Annotated in this window: 13 protein-coding genes; 10 read left to right on the forward strand and 3 right to left on the reverse strand. The window is 45.6% G+C overall.

The features are described from left to right. Nucleotide 1: 1 nt before the first annotated feature. Together ACDJ58_RS12120 and ACDJ58_RS12125 are read left to right on the forward strand one after the other, a co-directional pair. A complete protein-coding gene (locus ACDJ58_RS12120; RefSeq protein ID WP_413378187.1) occupies nucleotides 2–1,750 on the forward strand; it encodes a sensor histidine kinase in 1,749 nt (582 codons plus the stop codon). A gap of 145 nt (nucleotides 1,751–1,895) precedes the next feature. Then, nucleotides 1,896–5,594, forward strand: a complete 3,699-nt coding sequence (locus ACDJ58_RS12125) for a discoidin domain-containing protein (RefSeq protein ID WP_413378189.1) — start codon at nucleotides 1,896–1,898, stop codon at nucleotides 5,592–5,594. Nucleotides 5,595–5,700: 106 nt separating this feature from the next. Here ACDJ58_RS12125 and ACDJ58_RS12130 read toward each other — a convergent pair whose 3' ends face one another. Then, the gene (locus ACDJ58_RS12130; protein ID WP_413378191.1) at nucleotides 5,701–6,669 is read right to left on the reverse strand and encodes a bile acid:sodium symporter family protein; all 969 of its coding nucleotides are present in this window, start codon (nucleotides 6,667–6,669) and stop codon (nucleotides 5,701–5,703) included. Nucleotides 6,670–6,810: 141 nt separating this feature from the next. Here ACDJ58_RS12130 and ACDJ58_RS12135 point away from each other — a divergent pair, with 141 nt between their 5' ends. Next, complete coding sequence (locus tag ACDJ58_RS12135; RefSeq protein WP_064638739.1) at nucleotides 6,811–7,287, forward strand: DUF6376 family protein; 477 nt, start codon at nucleotides 6,811–6,813, stop codon at nucleotides 7,285–7,287. Nucleotides 7,288–7,431: 144 nt separating this feature from the next. Here ACDJ58_RS12135 and ACDJ58_RS12140 read toward each other — a convergent pair whose 3' ends face one another. Then, the gene (locus ACDJ58_RS12140; RefSeq protein ID WP_170867822.1) at nucleotides 7,432–7,869 is read right to left on the reverse strand and encodes a MarR family winged helix-turn-helix transcriptional regulator; all 438 of its coding nucleotides are present in this window, start codon (nucleotides 7,867–7,869) and stop codon (nucleotides 7,432–7,434) included. Nucleotides 7,870–8,078: 209 nt separating this feature from the next. On the opposite strand from ACDJ58_RS12140, the gene uvrA reads away from it, so the two are divergent. The 6 genes from uvrA (at nucleotide 8,079) to ACDJ58_RS12170 (ending at nucleotide 19,641) form a co-directional block, all read left to right on the forward strand. Then, a complete protein-coding gene (gene uvrA / locus ACDJ58_RS12145) occupies nucleotides 8,079–10,583 on the forward strand; it encodes an excinuclease ABC subunit UvrA (RefSeq protein WP_413378193.1) in 2,505 nt (834 codons plus the stop codon). A 27-nt stretch (nucleotides 10,584–10,610) separates the two neighbouring features. Further along, nucleotides 10,611–12,140 carry an MDR family MFS transporter gene (locus tag ACDJ58_RS12150; RefSeq protein WP_413378195.1) on the forward strand — a complete coding sequence of 510 codons (1,530 nt, stop codon included), beginning with the start codon at nucleotides 10,611–10,613 and terminating at the stop codon, nucleotides 12,138–12,140. 66 nt (nucleotides 12,141–12,206) lie between these two features. Beyond that, nucleotides 12,207–12,962: an SDR family NAD(P)-dependent oxidoreductase gene (locus ACDJ58_RS12155; RefSeq protein WP_413378197.1), complete on the forward strand. Its 756-nt coding sequence runs from the start codon at nucleotides 12,207–12,209 to the stop codon at nucleotides 12,960–12,962. Between the two features lie 472 nt (nucleotides 12,963–13,434). Then, nucleotides 13,435–14,232 (forward strand): sulfite exporter TauE/SafE family protein, encoded by a 798-nt coding sequence (locus ACDJ58_RS12160; protein ID WP_413378199.1) that lies wholly within the window; start codon nucleotides 13,435–13,437, stop codon nucleotides 14,230–14,232. A 189-nt stretch (nucleotides 14,233–14,421) separates the two neighbouring features. Further along, nucleotides 14,422–16,806 (forward strand): polyprenyl synthetase family protein, encoded by a 2,385-nt coding sequence (locus tag ACDJ58_RS12165; RefSeq protein WP_413378201.1) that lies wholly within the window; start codon nucleotides 14,422–14,424, stop codon nucleotides 16,804–16,806. A gap of 195 nt (nucleotides 16,807–17,001) precedes the next feature. Continuing rightward, nucleotides 17,002–19,641 (forward strand): PAS domain S-box protein, encoded by a 2,640-nt coding sequence (locus tag ACDJ58_RS12170; protein WP_413378203.1) that lies wholly within the window; start codon nucleotides 17,002–17,004, stop codon nucleotides 19,639–19,641. A 106-nt stretch (nucleotides 19,642–19,747) separates the two neighbouring features. Here the strand turns inward: ACDJ58_RS12170 and ACDJ58_RS12175 are convergent, their stop codons facing one another. Further along, on the reverse strand, nucleotides 19,748–21,517 hold the full coding sequence (locus tag ACDJ58_RS12175) for an ABC transporter substrate-binding protein (protein WP_413378206.1): 1,770 nt from the start codon (nucleotides 21,515–21,517) through the stop codon (nucleotides 19,748–19,750). A gap of 147 nt (nucleotides 21,518–21,664) precedes the next feature. Here ACDJ58_RS12175 and ACDJ58_RS12180 point away from each other — a divergent pair, with 147 nt between their 5' ends. Next, nucleotides 21,665–22,885 carry an MDR family MFS transporter gene (locus tag ACDJ58_RS12180; RefSeq protein WP_413378208.1) on the forward strand — a complete coding sequence of 407 codons (1,221 nt, stop codon included), beginning with the start codon at nucleotides 21,665–21,667 and terminating at the stop codon, nucleotides 22,883–22,885. The last annotated feature ends 35 nt before the right edge of the window (nucleotides 22,886–22,920 follow it).

Consider the following 22,920-nt stretch of genomic DNA (forward strand, 5'->3'; position numbering starts at 1 on the left):
CATGATAAAACACAGCAATCGACGACGCTTCCTGCCCATTTTATATAAATTACTCATATCCAATCTCGCACTTGTAATTATTCCAATTATAGTAATTGGTTGCTATGCCTATATATCCTCAGCACGTTCTGTGGAGGAACATACACGAAATAACCTTGAAGTAGCAGTGAGTCAGATTCAGAGCAATGTGGAATACAGGGTAGGGGAGATTATTCGTAGTTCGGATGAAATCTATCAGGATCAGGGGTTATCTACGTTGCTTTCGGGCTATTATCTGGACTGGGAGAAGTATCAGGTGACAACGCAATATGTGATGCCAAGACTTGAATCTGCTACCAATCTGCCCAAATCCAAAATCAAGCTCTCTCTGTATTTGCATGCACCTACCATCAGCGAATTTTACTACAATGAAACGGAGCAATCGCTGATCGCTGGAGAAAGACAGTATGAGATTCTGCATACCAGCCGGATTCTGGATAAGGCATGGTATCAGAATCTGCGCATAGGTTACGACGAAATGAAGTGGCAGCAGATCGAGAACGATGCCGAGTACGGATATATCTCTTTGTTAAGACATGCCATTAATTACGAAACGTTTCAGTCCATTGGCCTTATACGGGCTTCAGTTAAGTTGAAAGATATTTTTGAAGATGTTGACTTCAATCAATTAGGGAAAGGGACGAAGTTATTTGTACTCGATCAGGATGAACAACTCCTCTATTCGAGTTCGCCTGGCGGTTCCCTGCCATATACTGCCGAGGAATTGAATGAATCCCGTGATTATCTGAAAATCTCCAAACCGATTCACAATATTCCTGTTCAGATCGTTGCGCTGGTCCCCAATGCATCCTTTAAGGACAATTCTCAGAAAGTTCGGAATGTGACCATCATCATATGTGTTATCAGCATTCTTGTCATGACCCTTGTCAGTTTCATTATGGCACGTATGTTCTCCAGCCGCCTCTCCAAACTCGTGGTATCGCTTGAAGCTTTCAAAGAAGGGGAATTGCAACGGCGAATTCAATACACGGGCAATGATGAGTTTGCCATTATTGCGGAGTCCTTTAACGAAATGGCTTCCACTACAGAGCAATTGATTGATGAAGTCTATACGAGCAAGCTGGAGAAGAAGGAAGCAGAGCTGCAAATTTTGCATTCAAAAATAAATCCTCACTTTTTATACAACACGTTTTCTTCGATTAGCCGCATGGCAAAGCTTGGGGAAATTGATAAGCTGCATGAGATGATTCGTGCACTGGCGAAGTTTTATCGTCTTACCCTAAACAAGGGAGAAATGCTGATTCAAGTCGAGAAAGAGCTTCACATTGTTAGAACGTATCTTGATATTCAAAATATTAAATATGCAGAACGAATTCATTATCATCTGGAGGCTGAGCCGGAAACACTAGGACTGGAAACAGTTAAATTCATACTGCAGCCATTTGTAGAAAACGTGCTGGAACATGCTTGGTATGACGATGAGATCGAAATTCGTATTGAAGTAAAAAAGCTGGCTGAGCATGTGCACATTGAGGTACACGATAATGGACTTGGGATGAAACAGGAGATTGTAGACGCGATTTTTACCGAAGGAGCAGGCGGTATAGGATACGGAATACGGAACGTGGACCAGAGAATCAAACTTCATTACGGCAAGGAATATGGCGTGAGTATTCGTAGTGAAGTGGGAACGGGAACGGTAGTTACGATTGTTTTTCCGGTAAAGTCTCCAACTTCCAGGCAGGAGTAGTTCGGTGCAAAGTTACATTTATCGTTGCTCGGTATAGTATTTTTTGTAAGCGTATCCAAATTAAAATGAGAAGGAGCCGATACATCTTTATATTCCACATCATGACTTCGGTACCTATCACCCAATGAAGGGGGTATTTTAAGACATGGCATCAAGAAGCAAAAGAAGAGCATTTGCTGGCAAAGGATTGGCGCTTGCATTGATCGCTGCATTATTTACCACCATGTTTCCGGGCTTTGTCCCATCCAAAGCTCAGGCTGAGCCTGCATCCTATCTATTGTCTAGCAATAGACCAGCTTATGCTTCATCAACTGAAGGGAATAATACGGCGAATCTCGCAGTTGACGGTTCCAGTGGAACGAGATGGTCAAGTGCCTGGGGCAAAGATCCGCAGTGGCTGTATGTAGATCTGGGTGACACTGCTGCGATTGACAAAGTACGCATCCAATGGGAGGGAGCATATGCCAAGGCGTACCAGATTCAGGTTTCAACCGATGAAGTGAACTGGACTGACATCTACAATACGGCAACAGGCAATGGTGGGACTGATGAGCTTACCGTTAATGGAAGCGGCCGCTACGTACGTGTATTAGGGACAGAAAGAGCTCTCGCGAATTATGGCTACTCCATCATTGAATTGGAAGTGTACGGAACGGGTGGAACCGGTGTACCACCTGTTACATATGGACCGGATGTAGCCCGGGGTAAGCAAGTTACCGTCTCTTCCTATGAACAATCCGATTATCTGCCCCCTGGGGCGACACTTCCGGAGAATGCAGTCGATGGGAATTCTTCTACCCGATGGGGTTCAAATCATACGGATGACGAATGGATCTATGTGGATTTGGGCAGCAAGCGGAACATTGGAAGAGTGGTTCTGAACTGGGAAGGGGCAGCAGGACGTGCCTTTGATCTGCAAGTCTCCGATGATGCCAATGCCTGGACCACCGTGTACCGGGAGCTGCATGGCAATGGAGGGAAGCAGGATATTTCGATGTATGCTTCAGGTCGTTATGTCAAAATGCAAGGCATCGGAAGAGCGACCAATTTTGGTTACTCCCTGTTTGATTTTGAAGTATACGACTATGTAGAAGGAACGCCGAAGCCATCCTACCCTATTCCTGAATTGCCAAGTTCCAGCACGGTTCAGGTAGGAAAGGGCAGTTATCTAACGAATGACGTCCGTATGCCACAGCCCAAATACCCGACTTATAAAACGGATAACGTTCAGGCGCCTATCGCGTCCAATGACTGGTGGCAATCCCTGCTTATTAAGCCGCTCAGCGATTCTATTATTACACTGCCACTCAAATCCAAGTTCTACCCCCAAGGGCTCGGCCTCTTGAACCCAGGGGAAGGATGGATTAATGGAGATGGAAGTGCAGTGAACGCAGACGGCAACCCGGACCTGTATTTTATGTCCACCAATATTAATGCCAAGAATATGGAAACCCGAGTAAGCGGATACAGTGACTATGCGGTAGATGCGATTCTGAGTGATGATGCTTCGGCGAAAATGAAAACGACCTTTGTAAAGGGTTCCCCTTACGTATTTATGGAATTCAACAATCCTGATACAGCCGAAATCTTTTCTTCGCTCATTACCAAAGTTGTAAATGGAAATGGAGAGACCGTATTGCAATCGGATGGTGATACGTTTACGGGGGATCACATTGGCATTCAATTGGAGAATCAAAGTGGTGATCCGGCAGGGCAAAAAGAGGAACGGTACTACGGAATTTTTGCGCCGGAAGGTACCGTATTCAAAAAAGCGGGAGCCAAGATCAAACTCCAGCTTGGAGGCGGAAAAGGTTATCTATCTGCAGCCACAATGCCGTCTTTAACAGATCTGAATCAATTCCATGAGCACGCTTATGCCTTTGTAACGAACACAGAGGTTACTTACAACTATAACGAGCAAACGTCTACCGTTACGACCAACTTCAAAGCCGAGACCGAAGTGAAGCGCCCAGGGTTCTCAGCGAACACATTGCAGGCCCTGTATCCACATCAATGGAAAATTACGAATTCTCCACTTACTTCGCTCACATATCCGTCCATACGTGGAACGTTGAAAGTGCGGGAAGGTAACCAGTTTACGGTGGAGGATCATTTCTATGGCATGGTTCCCCAGTTCACGGAACCTACCAATGCGGAATACAACCGAGAAGAGATGGTAGCCTATCTTGAAATGCTCAAAACGGAGACAGACAACAATCTGATGGCTGCTGACGCTTACTGGCAAGGCAAAAAACTTCATCCTCTTGCCATGGGTGTACTTGCAGCGAACGAAATGGGTGAGACCGTATACCGTGACCTGTTCCTTTCCCGCATGAAAGAGATTCTGGTCGATTGGTATACGTACACAGAAGGTGAACCTGATTATTTCCTCTATTACAATGATGATTGGGGAACGATGTACTACAAGACAAGTGAGTTTGGTGCAAACTATGGAATTACTGATCATCATTTCACTTATGGGTATTATGTGTTTGCATCAGCGGTGCTGGCTACCTTTGATAAGCAGTTCCGGGCAGATTATGGCGATATGGTGGATCATCTTATTCGGGATTATGGCAATCCGTCCAAGAACGATCCGTTGTATCCGTCTTTCCGCAGTTTTGATCCTTATCAGGGCCATTCCTGGGCAGGAGGCTATGCAGATAATGATAGTGGCAACAATCAGGAAGCTGCTGGGGAATCCCTCTTTGGCTGGGTAGGGCAGTATATGTGGAGCTTGTTAACCAAGGATCAGGATTTCCGGGATGCAGCGATTTACGGATTCACAACTGAACTGAAAGCAATTGAGCAATACTGGTTCAACTATGATGGAGATAACTGGCTCGATGAGTGGAAACACGCTTCTGTAGGGCAAGTCTATGGAAGTTCGTACTTCTTTGGTACCTTCTTTAGCGGTGAACCGGTTCATATTTATGGTATCCACTGGTTGCCAACCAGTGAATATCTGACCAGTTATGGTTTGGACAAAACGAAGGCTGCTGGCTTGTACAACGGATTTGTTACCGATAACGGTGGACCTGAACGAGAATGGCAGCATATTGTATGGCCTATTCAGGCACTAAGTGATCCGGCTGCAGTGCTTGCCAAGTGGAATGCTTCATCTATGCAAAAAAATGAAATTTTTAATACGTACTGGTTCGTAAACAGTATGGCAACACTTGGTGAACGTACGAAAGACATCTGGGCCACCGGATGGAGCAGTGCAACAGTCTACAAGAAAAATGGAACGTATACTGCACAAATCTGGAATCCGACAGATGAGAGTGTAACGGTCACTTTCAAAAATGCATCCGGTACCACTGGAAAAGCTGTTGTTGGGCCTAAATCTCTGGTACGTGTCGATCCAACCCAAAATACCGAAATTTCTGATTCATGGATTCCCTGGAACGGAGAAAACGGAGGAAATGAAGGTGGGGGAGATGGAGGGGATACGAATGTTAACTTTGCACTTAACAAAAATGTAACCGTTTCTTCAACGGAAGATCCTTTTGTTGGCACAAATGTGGTCGATGGCAATCCCGAGACACGTTGGAGTTCCGGATTTGGAGATACGCCGGAGTGGATTACGATTGATCTGGGAGAGGTCAAGCAAGTAAAACGCATCAAGCTGAATTGGGAAGCAGCTTATGCTACCGCCTATCGCATTGACGTATCGGAAGATGGTACCGTTTGGAAGGAAGTGTATCATACGCAAGAGGGTAAAGGTGGCCTGGAAGAACTTGCAGTGAACGGAAAAGGCAAATATGTGCGACTCACGGGTGAGAAAAGAGCCACCCCATATGGATATTCACTCTACGAAGTAGAAGTGTACGGTAGAGATTAGAGTTTCATCATGTTCTAGACATGGGAACAGCAGATCAGTATATTCTGATCTGCTGTTTGTGTTTAGAGCATATTAAGATAAAACGGTACAATTGGCGGATTCGCATTCAGGCTGCAGACGTCTTATCAGCATTGTGAAGAGTCTGCGAGCGGCGCCCAAGCAGGTATCCTGCAAGCGAGGCCAACATCTGCTGAAATACCATGCCGAGTACAACTGGGACGGCAACCGGTGGAGGGAAATACGATACAGCAAGCACCGCTCCCGCACTAATATTGCGCATGCCACCGTTGAACACCAGTGCGACCTGATCGGCTTCATTCCAACCGAGTAATCGGGCAACGAAGTAACTTAGAGCATATCCAAATGAGGCCAGGAAAATAATGATGGCTGCTAGACCAGCGAGCTGCCAGTTAAAGTCAGCCAAATAGGGGGCAACAACAGAGCCATTAATCGCGACAACCGCTGCCATGAACAGTTTGGAGAACGGATTCAGTCTGGGCCCCCAGACCGGAACAATGGCCCCTTTGGTCCATTCATTCAAAAGCATCCCGAGCAAGGAGGGAACAACGATCATCCAGAATAGGCTGCTCATCATGGCTGCTATATCCAGCGATACGCTAGTGCCAATCAACAAGGATAACACACCGGGTACCACGAAAGGAGCAAGCATGGTGTCAATCAGGATAATCGACAGCGTTAGAGCGATATTGCCCCGGTAGATGCTAACCCAGATAAAGCTGCTCACACCTGTCGGAATAACGGCAGCCAGAACAAGGCCCGTTATCGTGTAGGCATCCGTTGGGAAGACCAGGTGACCCATGCTCAGAGCAATCAGAGGCATCGCCAGATGCAAAATAAACAGACAGACAAACAGTGGAAAAGGCTTCTTCAGCACGTTCACAAAATCCCGGATCCCGAGACTGATGCTTCCGGCAAACGTCATGAACGCAAAAAGCCATGGCGACAAAAAGGTATAAGAAGAAAGAAGACTCCCGCAAAGAACGCCAATAATAATGCTGATTGGGGTAATCAGTGGCATGATGCGGTTCAAGCGTACATTTAAGGCCTGAAGCATATTCATGACATCCCTTTACCGTATGATTCCTTTATTATACATGTTAATAACGCTGAATGCAGACCCATTTGCAATGAAGCATGTTGAGCAGGTATCATAAATCTGGAAGAAACACTTCAATATGAAGAAGGGGAGATGGTCATGATTAAACGGAAAAGAAAGCACACATTGATGATGGCAGGCCTCATTGCGTCAAGTATTCTTGTGATATCCGCCTGTTCAGTTGTAGAACAAGCGAATCAAAGTTTGAATTACGTTAGTGGGGCTACTGATTATATAGAGCAAGTATCGAACGCCGGAGCCGATCTGCAAGAACTCGCATCAGGAGCGGTGAGTAACCCTGAAATAACAACTCAGGTACAGGAGAAAATAGATCAGATTCAGGCGGAAGCCAGCGAATTCTCTCAGCTGACAGCACCAGCGATAGGGGAAAGCATTCACGAAAATCTGGTCAGTTACAACAATCAATTAACCGAAGTTGTGGGTCAATTTGAGAACACCCTTGCAGAGCATGGTTTTACGGCAGAAAACTGGGAGAAGACAGGGATTCCCGAATTGATCACCAATATTAATGGTTTAAAAGATCCTTTAAGCGGGCTTGGAATCGAAGCCAATTAAGATTTAAATCAGGATAGGCCTTGAGCAAAAGCGGCTTCATGCCCAAAAAGGACGATATACCGGAGTGATTTTTGATCACTTGCGGATATCGTCCTTTTTGTTTTTCAAATATAACTCACATTTTTTACAAAATATAAACATGGATCACGATGATGATTTGCCACGAATTTTGGAGCTTAGATCTTCTATCTGTCCATCCAGAACATTTCCTGCTTTACTCAGAAACCCTGTAATAAGCTCCAGCTCTTCCTCTGTGTATGTGGAAGCCAGATTAACCATAGCTGCGTGAAGGGTGAGGTACGTGCTACTGACCTCTTCCTTGTTTTCGTACAAAGGCACAATGATGACTTTACGGCGGTCATTGGGGTCATTTTCCCGACGGACAAAGCCGTTCTTCTCAAGCCTGTCAATTAATGTCGTGACACTTCCTGTGGCCAGACCGGTAAGTTTTGACAGCTCCCCTGCAGTGATTGGACCTTTCTCGCGCAGGATATCCACGGATATGAAATCGTTATTGTACAAGCCCAAAGAGGCAGCTACATGCTGCTGATATAAAACGGTTCGGGTACCTAGGCTCCGCATTCGCAACGTAAAATTCTCCTGTAATTCGGTAGGTTGTTGTTGTTGATCTCTTGACAAAAGATAACCCTCCTCTTAAGATGACATATATCTTGATTATCGAGATATTAGATAAACGAGATAATAAATTTTGGAGATACTAGATTGACGTATGATTAATTTCAACTTATTTTAACGAACTCTGTACTTATTTGCAAAGGGGACGATCGATTTTGAGAGACACAATGATGATTAAAGGTGCACGGGAGAACAACCTGAAGAATATTTCACTTTCGATTCCGAAGTATAAGCTGGTTGTTCTAACGGGTCCGTCCGGCTCCGGCAAATCCACGCTGGCAATGGATACCCTTCAGCGAGAATGCCAGAGACAATACATGGAATCGATGGGATTAACATCGGATTCGATCAGCAAACCAAAAGTGGAGTCCATCACAGGTCTTTCTCCATCCATCAGCGTAGGACAGCACATTACCAACCGGAATCCACGCTCAACGGTAGGAACAGTGACAGACATTTACACTTACATTCGTTTCATTTTTTCCAGACTTGGAGAGCGTATATGTCCATCCTGTAACGGCGCCATTTCGCCATCGTGGGAAGCGGCTGGTCATCTAACTGAGGAAGACGAATACATGGGTCATCAGACTATACATTGTCCACATTGCAATGCCGAGCTGGAGAAGCTGGGTATGTCACACTTTTCGTTCAATAAACCGGAGGGTGCTTGTGATGTATGTAGTGGACTGGGTCATGTGGCATCAATCAACGAAGCGGCTGTATTCAATCCTGAGCTTAGTGTGCGGGATGGAGGTGTAGCTTCGTTAAATGGTGTGCATCGGGATATCCAGATCCGAATTCTGGTAGCAGCTGGAAAGCATTTTGGATTTGGATTCGATCCGGATCGTCCATTGAAGGACCTTGGTGAAATCGAGCGCGATTTGCTGTATTACGGCGTCGAGAGCGAAGCGTTTAAGCAGCATTATTCTAATATCAAACCCATCCAGGGAACCAAGTTCGAAGGCGTGATCCCCGGATTGTGGCGACGCTATAAAGAAAAGGAAGGAGAAGGTGGTGGAACGGAAAAAGACGGACGGTTTTTTCATCAACAGCAGTGTCCTGAATGTCAGGGAGCTCGTTTGAAAAAAGAAATTCTTTCGGTAAGCGTAGCTGGCGCATCCATCTCCGACGTCACCAACTGGTCATTCAGTAAAGTGCTGGAATGGACGGTAGGACTACAAGAAGTGATCTCACCCGAGGCACATCACCTGCTTGATCCAATCCTTCATGATCTGCCCACCAAGTTGAAACGCATTATGGATGTTGGACTTGGCTATCTCTCCATGGATCGTCAGACCGTAACTTTGTCTGGTGGTGAAGCCCAGCGATTACGACTTGCCTCGCTTCTAGGTTCTGGTTTAACGGGCGTATTGTATATTCTGGACGAACCGACAACGGGGCTTCATCCGAAAGATACCATTGGCCTGATTCATGTACTTCAGGAGCTTCGTGATCTGGGCAATACGATCCTCGTCATTGAACACGATATTGAGATGATGCGTGCTGCCGATCATGTGATCGACATTGGACCTGGTGCTGGAGTCAATGGAGGGATGGTTGTTGGTGAAGGGAGCCTGGAGGATTTAATGGCAAGTGAGCTTTCGGTTACGGGAGCTTATCTGAGAAATGAATCTGTGGCTAGTCCCTCTTATAACCGAAGAACAGGTACGGGGCAGCATCTTGCCATTCGGGGAGCGCATTTGCGCAACATCGATATTCCGGTTGTATCTTTTCCATTAGGCACACTGATCTCCGTAACAGGTGTTTCAGGGTCCGGCAAATCTACGCTTGTATTTGATATCCTCGCACAGGGTATGGAGTCAGGTCAGAAACCAACAGGTTGTGAAGAGATAACAGGCTTGGAGCACGTAGGTGATATCGTTATTTTTGACCAAACGCCAATGGGCAGAATGCAACGGTCGAATGTTGCCACCTACACCGATGTATTTACACACCTGCGTCAGCTGTTCGCTGGTTTGCCAGATGCCAAGGCACGAAAGCTTACTGCGAAGCATTTCTCGTTTAATACACCCGGAGGGCGCTGTGAAACCTGTCAAGGTCTTGGGGTATTGTCTGTAGACATGAACTTCCTGCCTGATTTGGAGGTAACTTGTCATGACTGCAAGGGCAGACGGTTCGTGGATGAGGTGTTACAGGTTCAATACGAAGGCTTCTCGATATCTGATGTACTGAATATGTCAGTGGCCGAAAGTCTGCCTGTCCTGAAAAGTCAGACCAAAATCGCCGATCTCGTCGAAATGTTGTGTGAAGTTGGACTTGGTTACCTCCAGTGGGGCCAATCCGTCAAAACATTGTCAGGCGGTGAGGGTCAGCGGATCAGGCTGGCAAAAGAGCTGAGTAAAAAGACCAAAAAACACACGCTCTATCTGTTGGATGAGCCAACAACCGGTCTTCATCCGTCAGACATCAAGCAACTCCATATTTTGCTGGAAAAGCTGGTTGAGTCGGGGAATACCGTTGTCGTTGTAGAGCACAGTCTGGAATTGATTCGGGAATCCGATTGGGTTATTGACATTGGCCCAGAAGGTGGTGCAGCGGGTGGCGAGCTAGTAGCCGAAGGTACGCCGGAGCAGGTGGCGGAGGTCAGAGCCTCCCATACAGGACAATTTTTGAAGCGTATATTAGCCGAGGGGCTTTAATCAGAATGGATAAGGGGAAAAATAATCATGGTAAAAAGAAATAAATTAGGCGTTATTCTTGCAGGCTTGCTGCTTGCCATTCTCATGGCTTCGATGGATAACACCATCGTTGCCACTGCGATTGGTACCATCGTGGGTGATCTTGGCGGATTTGATAAATTAATGTGGGTCACCTCTGCGTATATGGTTGCAGAGATGGCGGGTATGCCGATCTTCGGTAAACTATCGGATATGTATGGCCGCAAGCGATTTTTCATTTTTGGAATCATCGTATTTATGATTGGTTCTGCATTGTGCGGGACGGCGGATTCCATCATTCAGCTCAGTATTTATCGCGCGATTCAGGGAATCGGCGGTGGGGCGTTGATGCCGATCGCATTTACCATTATGTTTGATGTCGTTCCCGCAGACAAACGGGGTAAGGTGGGGGGACTATTCGGTGCAGTCTTTGGTTTATCCAGCATTTTCGGACCGCTTCTTGGAGCCTATCTGACCGATTACATTCATTGGTCCTGGATTTTCTATATCAACCTGCCACTTGGCCTGATCGCCTTTGTCATGATTGCTTTCTTCTATAAAGAATCCGTAGAGCATTCCAAACAGAAAATTGACTACTTTGGCGCATTCACACTGGTAGCTTCCATTGTGTGCCTCATGTTTGCACTTGAACTTGGAGGCAAGGAATACGCCTGGAATTCCAGCATGATCGTGGGTTTGTTTGCTGCGTTCGCCGTGCTGATGACTGCATTTGTGTTCATAGAGCGACGGGTGGCAGAACCGATTATTACATTCAGCATGTTCAAAAACCGACTGTACTCCACCAGCAATTTGATGGCCATATTTAGCGGTGCAGCCTTTATTACAGCTTCCATCTATATTCCCATTTATATTCAGGGCGTACTTGGTGGATCGGCTACCAATTCCGGTCTAGTTCTTCTTCCGATGATGCTTGGATCAGTTGTGACAGCTGCGGGTGGTGGAGCCATGCTTACCAAGCTCAGATACCGCTCCATCATGTTACCCACACTCGCGCTGCTGGTCATTGGTATCGCCTTGCTGACAACGTTAACGACAGATTCCTCCCGATTTATGGTGACCATCTTCATGATTTTGGTTGGTCTGGGCATTGGGTCTTCGTTCTCTGTATTGAGCAATGCAGCCATTCACGGTTTCTCAGCAAGACAGCGTGGTTCGGCCAGTTCAACACTTAACTTCAACAGGGAACTCGGCATGACGTTGGGAATCACGGTATTTGGTATCGTACAAAGTCACGTATTTGCGAGTAAATTAGTCTCCTTCTTTGGAAACGATAATGCCAGTGAGCAGGGCGGTGGCGTGGATCTGAGTGATCCCAGCTTAGTCCTAAAACCGGACACACGTGCCGATATTCCCGCGCCAATGTTGGATAAGATTACAGAAGCATTGTCCTCATCCATCGTTCATACGTTTGCCTGGGCCATCATTCCGGCCGTTATTGCTCTGTTGGCTGCGTGGTTTATGAGTAAGGAACAATTCGACCCTGCTTCCGAGTCGGATGAATATTTTGCTTCACACTAGCAAGACTATGTAATGGATTTGTGTGCTTGATATGACAATATGTTCTTATCAAAGGAGACCTACGATATGTCTGAACAAAATGGAAAAGTAATCATTATCACCGGCGGAGCGAGTGGTATTGGTAAAGAAACAGCGCTCCAGCTTTCGGATCTGGGTGCAACGATTGTCATAGCAGACTATAACGAAGAGGGTGCCAAAAAGCTTGCATCGGAGATTGAAGCAGGTGGCGGCACAGCCGGGGCATACAAAGTGGACGTGTCCAAAGGAGATGAGATCAAAGCTCTGATCGACTGGACCGTAGAGAAATACGGAACATTGAGCGGTATTTTCAACAACGCGGGCATTGGACTCGTGAAGCCATTTCTGGAGATGGACCCGGAATCCTATCACAGAGTAATCGATGTTGACCAACACAGTGTGTATTACGGCATGTATTATGGCGCCAAGAAAATGGTTGAACTGAATGTACAGGGTACCATTGTAAATACAGCTTCGATCTATGGAAGTATTGCTGCGGTGGGAAGCTTTAACTACAATGCAGCCAAAGCGGCTGTCGTGATGATGTCCAAATCCGGTGCCTTGGAACTTGCTGAACATGGCATTCGTGTGGTTGGTGTAGCGCCAGGCTTCATTGAGACACCGATTCTGGGTGATGACAAAGCGATGAAGGATGCACTTGCCACGCAACATATGCGGGGAGAGCTCATTCAACCGGAGAAAGTTGCGAGTGTTGTTACCTTCTTGTTCAGTGACGCTGCAAGTGCAGTGAATGGTACAACGGTTGCAGTAGATGATGGATTCCTCAGCTTCAAAACAAAATAAGATTTGAGCTGTAGGTAGCCCAGTCCGTCTCTGCAAAATAAAAGAAAAACGGTGCAGAACGAATAAATCGTTCTGCACCGTTTTTTTTGCAACCAATATAAGAAGAGTATTTATTATGAAAATAATTCTATATAGTCATCCCGGTAGTTCAGAGATCATGATACAATAAGCAGGCATGCGTCTTTTATCATTTTGTGGTGTCATAGACAATACACACACCGAGAGAGCCATAGCTCTCTTCTTTGTAGTGACATTGGGAGCATGTTTTTGTAGCACATAACGCATCACTGTGAACTTGTAATTTTTCGTTGCATAGAGGACATTTATTTTCAAAAAGAGTCTTCAACACGTTAAACATGCTTAATCACTCATTTCGGATTAATTTACTTGGTTTTTATTATAGCCGATTATTTTAACTGCGTATACTGTTTTTTGCTTGATTTTTTACACCGCAAGAAAGGAAGAAAAACCGATGGATACTCTGCTTTTTGTCATCATGTTTATACTGGGTCTGGTCGGTTCCTTCTTCTCCGGTTTGTTGGGTATTGGTGGAGCCATAATTAATTACCCGCTGTTGTTGTATGTGCCTTCTCTCATGGGGCTGGAACCGTTCTCGGCTCATGAGGTCTCTTCGATCAGCATGTTTCAGGTGTTTTTTGCCTCACTCGCTGGTGTGATTGCCTACATTAGAAGAACAGGGAACGGGAAAAAGAGCGAAGCTCTCATTCATAAAGGTCTGGTGGCTTACATGGGCTCCAGTATTCTGGTCGGCAGTCTGATCGGCGGATTCATATCCGGTCATCTGAATGGAGAAGTCATCAATCTGATCTATGGCATTTTGGCCATTATCGCAATTGTACTCATGCTGATCCCTGGTAAGGGAACAGAAGGCTCGGCTGGACAGCTGACATTTAACACATATGTTGCGGCAGGCTCGGCTCTTGCCGTGGGGATCGTCTCGGGAATTGTCGGTGCGGGTGGTGCTTTTATATTGATTCCGATCATGCTCACCGTGTTAAAGATCCCTACCCGGACGACCATCGCTTCTTCGCTTGCGATTGTGTTCATCTCCGCCATTGGTGGGGTGCTGGGAAAGATTCTGGGTGGAGACATTCCGCTGGAGCCCATCATTTATACGGTTATCGGGAGTCTGCTTGGAGCTTCTCTCGGTTCCAAAGTGAGTTCAATGATTAATGTGAGACTGCTTCGGTATGGGCTGATGGTGCTTATCGCCATTACAGCAGTGAAAGTATGGTCTTCCATTTTGTAAAACCACATAGGATTGAAGCGTCCATGACGATTTCGTAACCAAACGGATGGAATGCCGTATAAAGGTTATGAACATGAGCTGGCGAATTTGTTGTTGCATGAATTCACATCAGTTTCCGTCCATGGAGCACCCTCAAACTCCTTTCATGGATACATGTTTAACATTATGAGAAGTTGAGGTATCCATCCTATGAATAACGTACTCACAGATCAGGCTGATGCAGGATATCAGCTGGCTGAGCAGAAGGCAGCTCAGTATTTTACTTCTCTTCATGAACAACTTCTGAATAACACGTATACCACTGCGCTTACGCAAGATATTCACTTGTGGCAAAAAAAACATATTCAACCTTTTTCCTGGGTATCCTTTTTATCACCAAGTCAAAGAAAACCGGATTCCCGGGATGCTCATAGATATATCCATTGGCTGAATGTTACAGGCAAACTGGATGATTACCTGGATCGCAGTATTTCTTACATTTATATGCGAGATCTGGGCAAAGCACTGGATTCCTCGGACACAAAAGCACGCATTCAGCGTGTCGCTCAGGATACCAAAGCGTATTTTATGCGTTCAAATACAACCCACCGCAAGGGAAGCCCGGATTATATCAGTCTGGCAGCCTTGTATCGATGGGCTCAGAAGGAGAACGTGGAAACAGCCGTAATCTGGGTAATCAGCAAATTAAAAAATGTCGCTTCCAATATCCCCAAAGAACTGGACGCAGAACAGGCACAGCGCAAGCTGCTCAAGATTATTCTAGGCGTTGTTCTGCATGTGAATGATGATATGAATGATGAGACTCCCCAGGCAGAACGTTCCGAGAGGCTTGATGCTGCGATTCGGCTTGGTTATTCTTACGGATTGACCTATCCTTTTATTGATGACCTGCTTGATTCCCAGGCGTTGACAGCGCAAGAGAAGGAGCAGTATTCTCTCTTGATTCGGAATGCGCTTCTCACCGGGATTGTGCCGGATATCGGCGAATGGAAGGGAGCCAATCTCAAAGTCATTCAATATGTTCATGCCGAACTGCGTGATGCGTTCGAGTATATCAAGAACTACCAGCGCCCGGAGACGCAGCGCACGTTCTTCGAGCAATCCTATGTATTCTTTCAGTCTCAGGAAATAGACCGTGCTAAGAAACTGTCCAACGCGAATTACTCCAATGAAGAACTTTATATTCCGATTATTATTAAATCCTCATCCTCCAGACTCATTGTTCGTTCCGTGCTCAGTGAATCTGTGGATGAAGGTTTTGATCTGCGGACCTTCTACTATGGCATTTATAATCAGCTCGCGGACGATTTCGCTGACATGTTTGACGATATGGAGGAGAGAGCAGTGACTCCATATACTTACTATCTGAAGTATCGTGACCTGCGGCCTGATCTGATCAATCCGTATGAACTATACTGGGCGGTTATCTCTTATCTGATTCATGAGGTGTACCATTCTGATGCGAAGACCCGTGAGGTTATACTGGATCGTGCTATTAATGGTCTTAAGCGTTGTAGAGAGCGTTTGGGTCAAGAACAATACAACGAAGTAATGAACATCTTTGCCTCCGGACAACCGGAATTCAATCGCCTAATTCAGCAAATGGTGCGAAAAGCCGATGATGTGGATTTCCTGGATAAATTGCTGCGGGATCAGGTCATCCTCCAATTGCAGAATGACAAGGGTGAAAAACAGGATTTTCTGGATACGATTCGCACGGTTCGTGAACAGATTAATATTGAATTGCAGATATCCAAGCCGGGTGGACTTCCAGAGATGAAAGGCATACTTATTGATGCAGCGAATTACAGTCTGCAAGGAGATGGGAAGCGGCTAAGGCCGATCCTAACCTGGGTGATGGGTGTGCGTGAATATGGTCTGCATGAATCATCTATTATTCCTCTTCTGAGATCACTGGAATATATGCATACCGCTTCGCTGATCTTTGATGATCTGCCGACCCAGGATAATGCTTCGACCCGGCGAGGTCGTTCCACCTTGCATCAGGTGCACAACAGCGCAACAGCAGAATTGACAGGTTTATTTCTCATCCAAAAGGCCATTGGTGAGCAATCCTCACTCAAACAGTTTGATGCCACAACCGTGCTTACCCTGATTCAATATTCGGCTGAAAAAGCAGAGGATATGTGTATGGGACAGGCGATGGATCTGAATGCCAAAGGAAAAACGCTGACCCTAGAACAATTGGACATGATCTGTTTCTACAAAACAGGCATTGCTTTCGAGGCTGCACTTGTGATGCCAGCCATTCTGGCTCAGGTGAAGGACGTGGAGATTGCCTCCTTAAAGAAGTTTGCGTATCATGCGGGTATCGCTTTTCAAATTAAGGATGACCTGCTGGACCTGGAAGGGGATCATCAGGTACTCGGTAAGCCGGCAGGACAGGATGTACGGAACAACAGCTCAACCTTTGTATCCATTCTGGGTGAAGATGGCGCGAAGAAAGAGATGTGGGAGCACTACTGTCTCGCAACCGATGCGCTGAACGAAATGCCAAAGCCGATTTCTTTTCTGAGGCATCTGTTGGATTACATCATTGGACGGGAACGTTGAGATTTTTTCCTGACTAATCCCATGCTCAGCATGATTTATATGAAATAAAACAAAGTTGCCTGGATTCCATGCGAATAGAATCCAGGTCTTATTTTGCTTTAATGACACAAACTCTTAGAAAATGAGATGTTTCAACAATTGAAAATTCGGGTATTAAGCAAATATTGTGTTTATACACCAAAAGGAGAGCTTAAGATGCAGGTTCAAAAGGTCGATCATCATGGATTGTTTGAGCAGATTTATAATCAAGCACCTATTGGGATTGCACTTGTTGCTCCAACAGGACAGTGGATGAAAGTGAATCCTGCTTTTTGCAGTATGCTCGGTTATACAGCTCAAGAATTAATCCTTCTTCATTACCAGGAGATCACCCATCCCGATGATTTAGCACAGGATCTGATGTACGAGAGCGAACTGTGTGAAGGTAAATCTCAAGAGTACAGATATGAAAAGCGTTATATTCAGAAAAATGGAGATGTTTTATGGATATCACTGCATATATCCTTGGCTAGGAACGAAGTCAGCGGTGAACCTCTGTATTTTATTTGCCACGTTGTAGATATTACGGATCATAAAACAACCGAACTAAAGCTGCTTCAAACGGAAGAAATGTTCAAACTTATTTCCGATAATGCACAGGAAATCATCTATTTAGCGACCTTTGACGGTATTTGTCGTTATTGTTCTCCTTCCATTTATAATCTGCTTGGTTATTCGCCAGAAGAAGTGGTGGGGAATAACAATACCGCCGTGTTCCACCCGCAGGATCTGGAACGTGTCTCACAGATTGATTTGAGCACAGGTCATATGTTGAATATGCAGGTTCGCCATAAAGATGGACATAGTCTTTGGTTTGAAACCACCTATAAGGTTATCGGAGACCCTGGGCAGGAACAACAAATTCTTGCCATTGGTCGGGATATATCGGAGAGAAAGAAACATGAGGAAATTAGTGCAGAAGCTGAACGGATAGCCATGATCGGCAGTTGGGAGTGGAACATGCTGAGTGGCCATGTTTCCTTGTCTGATCAGATATTCGAGATTTTTGACTTAGATCAAAACAAGCTGTATAAGGCCAGCGATATCTATACATTTATGGAGCCGACAGAGGGGCAGCGATTGAAGGAATGTATTGAATGGGTGAAAACGGGTCAACCGCTTGATTTTGAATATCGACATCTGGGCTCAGATGGTAAAGAAAAGTATCTTCATCTGCGGGGATTAATTACCTTTGATGAAGATCAACAACCGATACAGTTAAACGGAACTTTGCAGGATATTACAGAGCGTAAACTCGTCGAATTCAAACTTCAGGAATCGGTGGAACGTTATACTTCACTCAAAAAATATAATCATGATGCCATCATTTCTTTTGATATGGACGGCAATATCATAAATGCCAACCCGGTAGCTATGAAAATGACTGGATGCCCGGTTGCGGAAATGATTGGAACAAGTATATGCAGGTTCATCGGACCGTATCATCTCGGACTTATTCTCAATAGCCAGTATGAGATGGCTGAAAAGGAAATCAATGCCATTCAGCACACAGATGGTTATGAGACAGAAGTGTTGGCAACCCTTGCACCTATCATTATTAATGAGAAAAACGTAGGGTTCTACCTGATTGCGAAGGATATAACGGAACAGAAAAAGCTTCTTGTAGCCAAAGAGACTGCCGAACGAATGAATAAGGCAAAAAGTGAGTTTTTGGCGATGATGAGCCATGAGATTCGTACACCCATGAACGGAGTGATTGGGATGACGGATTTGCTTCTGGATACGCCTGGACTTAGCGGAGAACAAAAGGAATACATTGAAATCATTCAAAAGAGCGGGGATTCGCTGCTTGCGATTATCAATGATATTCTGGACTTTTCCAAAATAGAGTCGGGTAAAACCGATCTGGTGGATGAACCTTTTGATCTTAAGGAAATCGTGACGGAGACGGTTAATATCGTAACGCCAATGATTCGGGAGAAGCAGTTGGATCTTCGTCTATGCCTGGATGACGCCATTCCTGTTCCCCTGTATGGGGATGCTTACCGTCTAAAACAGGTCCTAACCAACATCATTGGTAATGCAGTAAAGTTCACCCCGGAAGGCCGTGTTGAGATCGAGGTGAAGGTTACCGGACAAGAATATAATGACGTTCAATTTCAGTTCAAGGTGAAGGATACAGGGATTGGAATTCCAGTGGAGAAAAGAGAGCATTTATTCGAAGCCTTCTACCAATTGGAGAATTTCATGACACGCAAGCCTCAAGGTACTGGACTTGGATTGGCCATCAGCAAGAAGCTTGTAGAGCTCATGCAGGGTGATATCTGGATTGAAGAGTCCGACGATCCGGGGACCACATTTATTTTTACAGCGTCGTTTAAAGCCAGCAACATGGAGGAATTCAACAGATACGATCTTCAGCAGAAAAAGAATAAAGCAGATCAACTTCGAATTCTGATTGCCGAGGACAATGAAGTGAACCAGCTTGTACTGCGCCGGATGATTGAGAAGAAAGGACATCTTGTCGATTATGTAGTGAATGGTATAGAGGCAGTGGAAGCTGTCAAACGAAGTGCGTACGATATAGTGTTTATGGATGTGCACATGCCTCGACTGAACGGATTCGAAGCGACCAAAGCCATTAAGGAATCAATGCGGCCAGAGGCATGCCCTTATATTGTCGCCGTTACTGCGAACGCAGTTAGAGGGGATATGGACAAATGTCTGAAGGCTGGAATGGATGCGTATGTAAGCAAACCAATTAAAAGTGAATCCATTATGCAAGTGATGGAGGAGTTTTACAAAATAAAGAAACATCCCACTGCATACAATTGAATTTTTAATATTCCGTAGGAACGGATTCTTGATTGGCAATGGAGCCGCTAACTTTTATCGTAAGTTAACGGCTTTTTTGTTATGTCCCATTCCGGGAATGACTAAACTACTGATGATTTTTGATCCATAGTTTGGAGATATCCATGAACCCAAATTCAGCAGTATGAAGGCCAAAGAGACTTTGATTAAGCAGGGCTTTTTTATTCATGTGGCAGCCGTACAATATCCAGCAGTTATCGCGAAGCAAATCCTCGGCTTCATTGAGCATCGCAGACCTTTGCTCTTCATTCTGCTGCAGGAAATTCTCCATCTTTCGATAAAATATGGACTGTAAATCGGGTGATAAACAAATATGAAAATAGTTGCGTTTGTTTATGAAAAAATTAATCATGCCAAATTGCCAGTCATCTTCCAAAACTTCTTCTGCGATAATCAGGTCGGCTTCGCTTGTTTCCCTCACATTGGGAAATTCAACGAAGGGTTGCAACTCAATACATAAGCCGATGCTGGCTCCGCGTTGTTTAAGCCATTCTGCTTCTTTCTGATCTTTAGCCACAGTATACGCAAGTATGATCTTTTCACCCCGATATCCGCTGCTGCGCAGGAGATCACGGGCATCCTCAAGAGAAGACTCTCGCCAAGCATGCTCAGCGCTTTTCCAAGGAAGAAAGCTGTTTGCTGGTGTAATTCGATTGCTGCCCAGTTCCCTCACCAAAGCGACTGGATCGAAAACAATTCGCATGGCTTGCCGAAATTCCAGTTGATGGTGAATACCGGCTTTACGAAAATTTATCAGCATGTATCGGCATCCTGTTGCTGGATAATCAACACTGTTGCTCCCCGTATCGTCTGTAGCCAATTTTAGTCGGTCTGTTCCCGGCAACTCATAATGACGTTCATAAGGACCCAGATTCGGCACAAACCAAATATCTACTCGATCCAGATGAGGACGGATTCCATAATAGGCATCGAATGCACTTATTACCAGCAGCGTTTCATTTATTTCATTGATCCGAAAAGGTCCGGTACCGATCAATTGTTGGGTTACATCGACATCATAGGGGAGAATCGTCATGGAGACACAACTAAGCAAGTGCAGAAAGAAGCGATTAGGCCGACTTAGATAAAAACGAATGCAGTAATCCCCGACAACTTCGGCATGCTCAATATCCCGGTATAGCCATATGAACGGACTGTCTATAGTACGCAAGCGCTGGAATGTTGCTTGGACATCTCGGGATGTCATTACCCGACCATGGTGGAATCGCACACCTTTGCGCAGATAGAAAACCCATACCCTTTGATCCTCGTTGTACTCCCACATATGCGCCAGATCCGGCAGGAAGGTTCCTGTTTTGGCGTCATAGGTGATTAGCGTGCTGCAAACCTGCCCAAGCAGATAGGTTTCAAAAGCAGTATACACAAAAGCAGGGTCTAGGTCTGCTAATCTTCGTGACCTCACCATGCGAAGCACGTCCTGACCGGAAGAGCTTTCGGCATGACTGTGAAATCCCATCTGTTTATTCAACGAATTCAGCAGCCGCTCCCGGAGAGCGTCGTTCTTCTCTGTGCTGCCGATCAACTCGATCGCTTCCTTCATTTTGCCTCTGCCCATGAGCTCCAAAAAGCTCTCCTCGAGCGCCTCATTCACACTGCGCAGCAATGTCATCTCAGAATGATGTCCCCGGCCACGCCCGGGCTGCCAGTGAATAAAGCTTTGTTCCTCCAGCTTGCGCAGAATAAACTTCACATTGCGTGGGGTGCAGCATAGGGCAGCGGAAAGGCTCTCGATCGTGACCGGAACCGCTTCATGAAATTTAAGAGAAAGTTCTTTTGCTGTGGCAAGACGCAGATAATGGGTTGTTGCTGTATCCATATGAAGTGCTCCTTCTTAAAGGGTGAAATGTGCTTACGTTTTCTTACACTTTTATTTCCCCCTTTGATCCATACAATTATACATAAAGGGATAGGGCAAAGGTAGCCCATCTGAGACAAAAACATCTAGAACAGGAGAACCATACGCATGAAGCAACATTTACGTCAAATTCACCCTTTAGCATGGACAATCATTGTTGGAACGATGTTTGGACGTCTTGTTACGTCCATGAGCATCCCGTTTTTATCCATTTATCTGACTCAGGTACTGGGAGCTACACCAACACAGACTGGAGTTACCGTCGCGGTCAGTTCTCTGGCGGGGGTCATGGTCAGCTTTTATGGAGGTTATATTTCCGATCGAATCGGTCGCAAAGTAGTCATGATGGTCTCCGTATTTGGCTGGGCATGTGTTTTCTTCATCTTTTCAGCAGCTGAGCATCTGTGGGTATTTTTTGTAGCCAATACGTTAAACGGTTTATGCCGCGCCGTGTTTGAGCCCACGTCACGTGCACTTCTATCAGATATTACTCCACCGCAAAATAAACTGCTTGTCTTCAATCTCAGATATGCGGCCATTAATCTGGGTGTCGTGTTTGGACCGATTATCGGTCTTCAGCTTGGATCAGCGGAATCTACGTTTCCGTTTATGATCTCCGGGTTGGTGTATATCGTTTACGGCCTAGTTTTGTTCCTGCAATTCCGATTGCAGCGCGCAAATCTGCCGGAACATGTTCAGGTCAGTGCACCTCGTTTACGAGATGCACTCGCTACTACGGGACGCGACCGTGTATTTTTGCCAGTACTTATCGGGACTACTTTTTGCGTGCTCGGGTATGGGCATTTTAGCTCGACCCTGGCTCAGTATGTGGCCCAGAATCCTCTTTTTGAACATGGAAGTCAAGTGTTTTCCTATATGCTTTCACTCAATGCGTTGACTGTGCTTGTAATCCAATTCCCGATTGTGCGGGTGGCCAGCAAATTCCCGCCGGTTGTGCCCCTCATTCTTGGAAACTTGCTGGTCGCAGCAAGCTTGTTCCTGTTTGGTATAGCTGAAGGCGTTATGCTGCTGATGATCAGTGTCATTCTGTTCACTGTTGGGGAAGTGCTCATGTTCACCATGATGGATGTGCTGATTGACCGTATTGCCAAACCCGAATGGAAAGGGACCTACTTTGGCACGATTGGATTCAATAACTTAGGTAGCGTCATGGCACCGATTCTGGGAGGGCTGCTATTAACCCAATTTGGGACGGAGAATGGTCTGTTTGTTTTTGTACCGCTGGCACTGACCACTGCACTCGGACTTCCTTTTCTTATCGTAGCGCATAAGCGCCTTGTCATCAGGGAAAGAGAGGTTAATGTTTAATCTCAGAGAAATTCCCTATTTGGGTTATGATCGTT

Origin of the sequence: Paenibacillus taichungensis (genome assembly GCF_047302525.1) — a bacterium.
Taxonomy (GTDB): Bacteria; Bacillota; Bacilli; order Paenibacillales; family Paenibacillaceae; genus Paenibacillus; species Paenibacillus taichungensis_B.

Coding starts and splice junctions, on each gene's coding strand:
- ACDJ58_RS12125 (WP_413378189.1), top strand. CDS start 1,896: ATGGCATCAAGAAGCAAAAGAAGAGCATTTGCTGGCAAAGGATTGGCG.
- ACDJ58_RS12175 (WP_413378206.1), bottom strand. CDS start 21,517: ATGGATACAGCAACAACCCATTATCTGCGTCTTGCCACAGCAAAAGAA.
- ACDJ58_RS12165 (WP_413378201.1), top strand. CDS start 14,422: ATGAATAACGTACTCACAGATCAGGCTGATGCAGGATATCAGCTGGCT.
- ACDJ58_RS12150 (WP_413378195.1), top strand. CDS start 10,611: ATGGTAAAAAGAAATAAATTAGGCGTTATTCTTGCAGGCTTGCTGCTT.
- ACDJ58_RS12140 (WP_170867822.1), bottom strand. CDS start 7,869: ATGCGGAGCCTAGGTACCCGAACCGTTTTATATCAGCAGCATGTAGCT.
- ACDJ58_RS12135 (WP_064638739.1), top strand. CDS start 6,811: ATGATTAAACGGAAAAGAAAGCACACATTGATGATGGCAGGCCTCATT.
- ACDJ58_RS12120 (WP_413378187.1), top strand. CDS start 2: ATGATAAAACACAGCAATCGACGACGCTTCCTGCCCATTTTATATAAA.
- ACDJ58_RS12130 (WP_413378191.1), bottom strand. CDS start 6,669: ATGCTTCAGGCCTTAAATGTACGCTTGAACCGCATCATGCCACTGATT.
- ACDJ58_RS12180 (WP_413378208.1), top strand. CDS start 21,665: ATGAAGCAACATTTACGTCAAATTCACCCTTTAGCATGGACAATCATT.
- ACDJ58_RS12155 (WP_413378197.1), top strand. CDS start 12,207: ATGTCTGAACAAAATGGAAAAGTAATCATTATCACCGGCGGAGCGAGT.
- ACDJ58_RS12170 (WP_413378203.1), top strand. CDS start 17,002: ATGCAGGTTCAAAAGGTCGATCATCATGGATTGTTTGAGCAGATTTAT.
- ACDJ58_RS12160 (WP_413378199.1), top strand. CDS start 13,435: ATGGATACTCTGCTTTTTGTCATCATGTTTATACTGGGTCTGGTCGGT.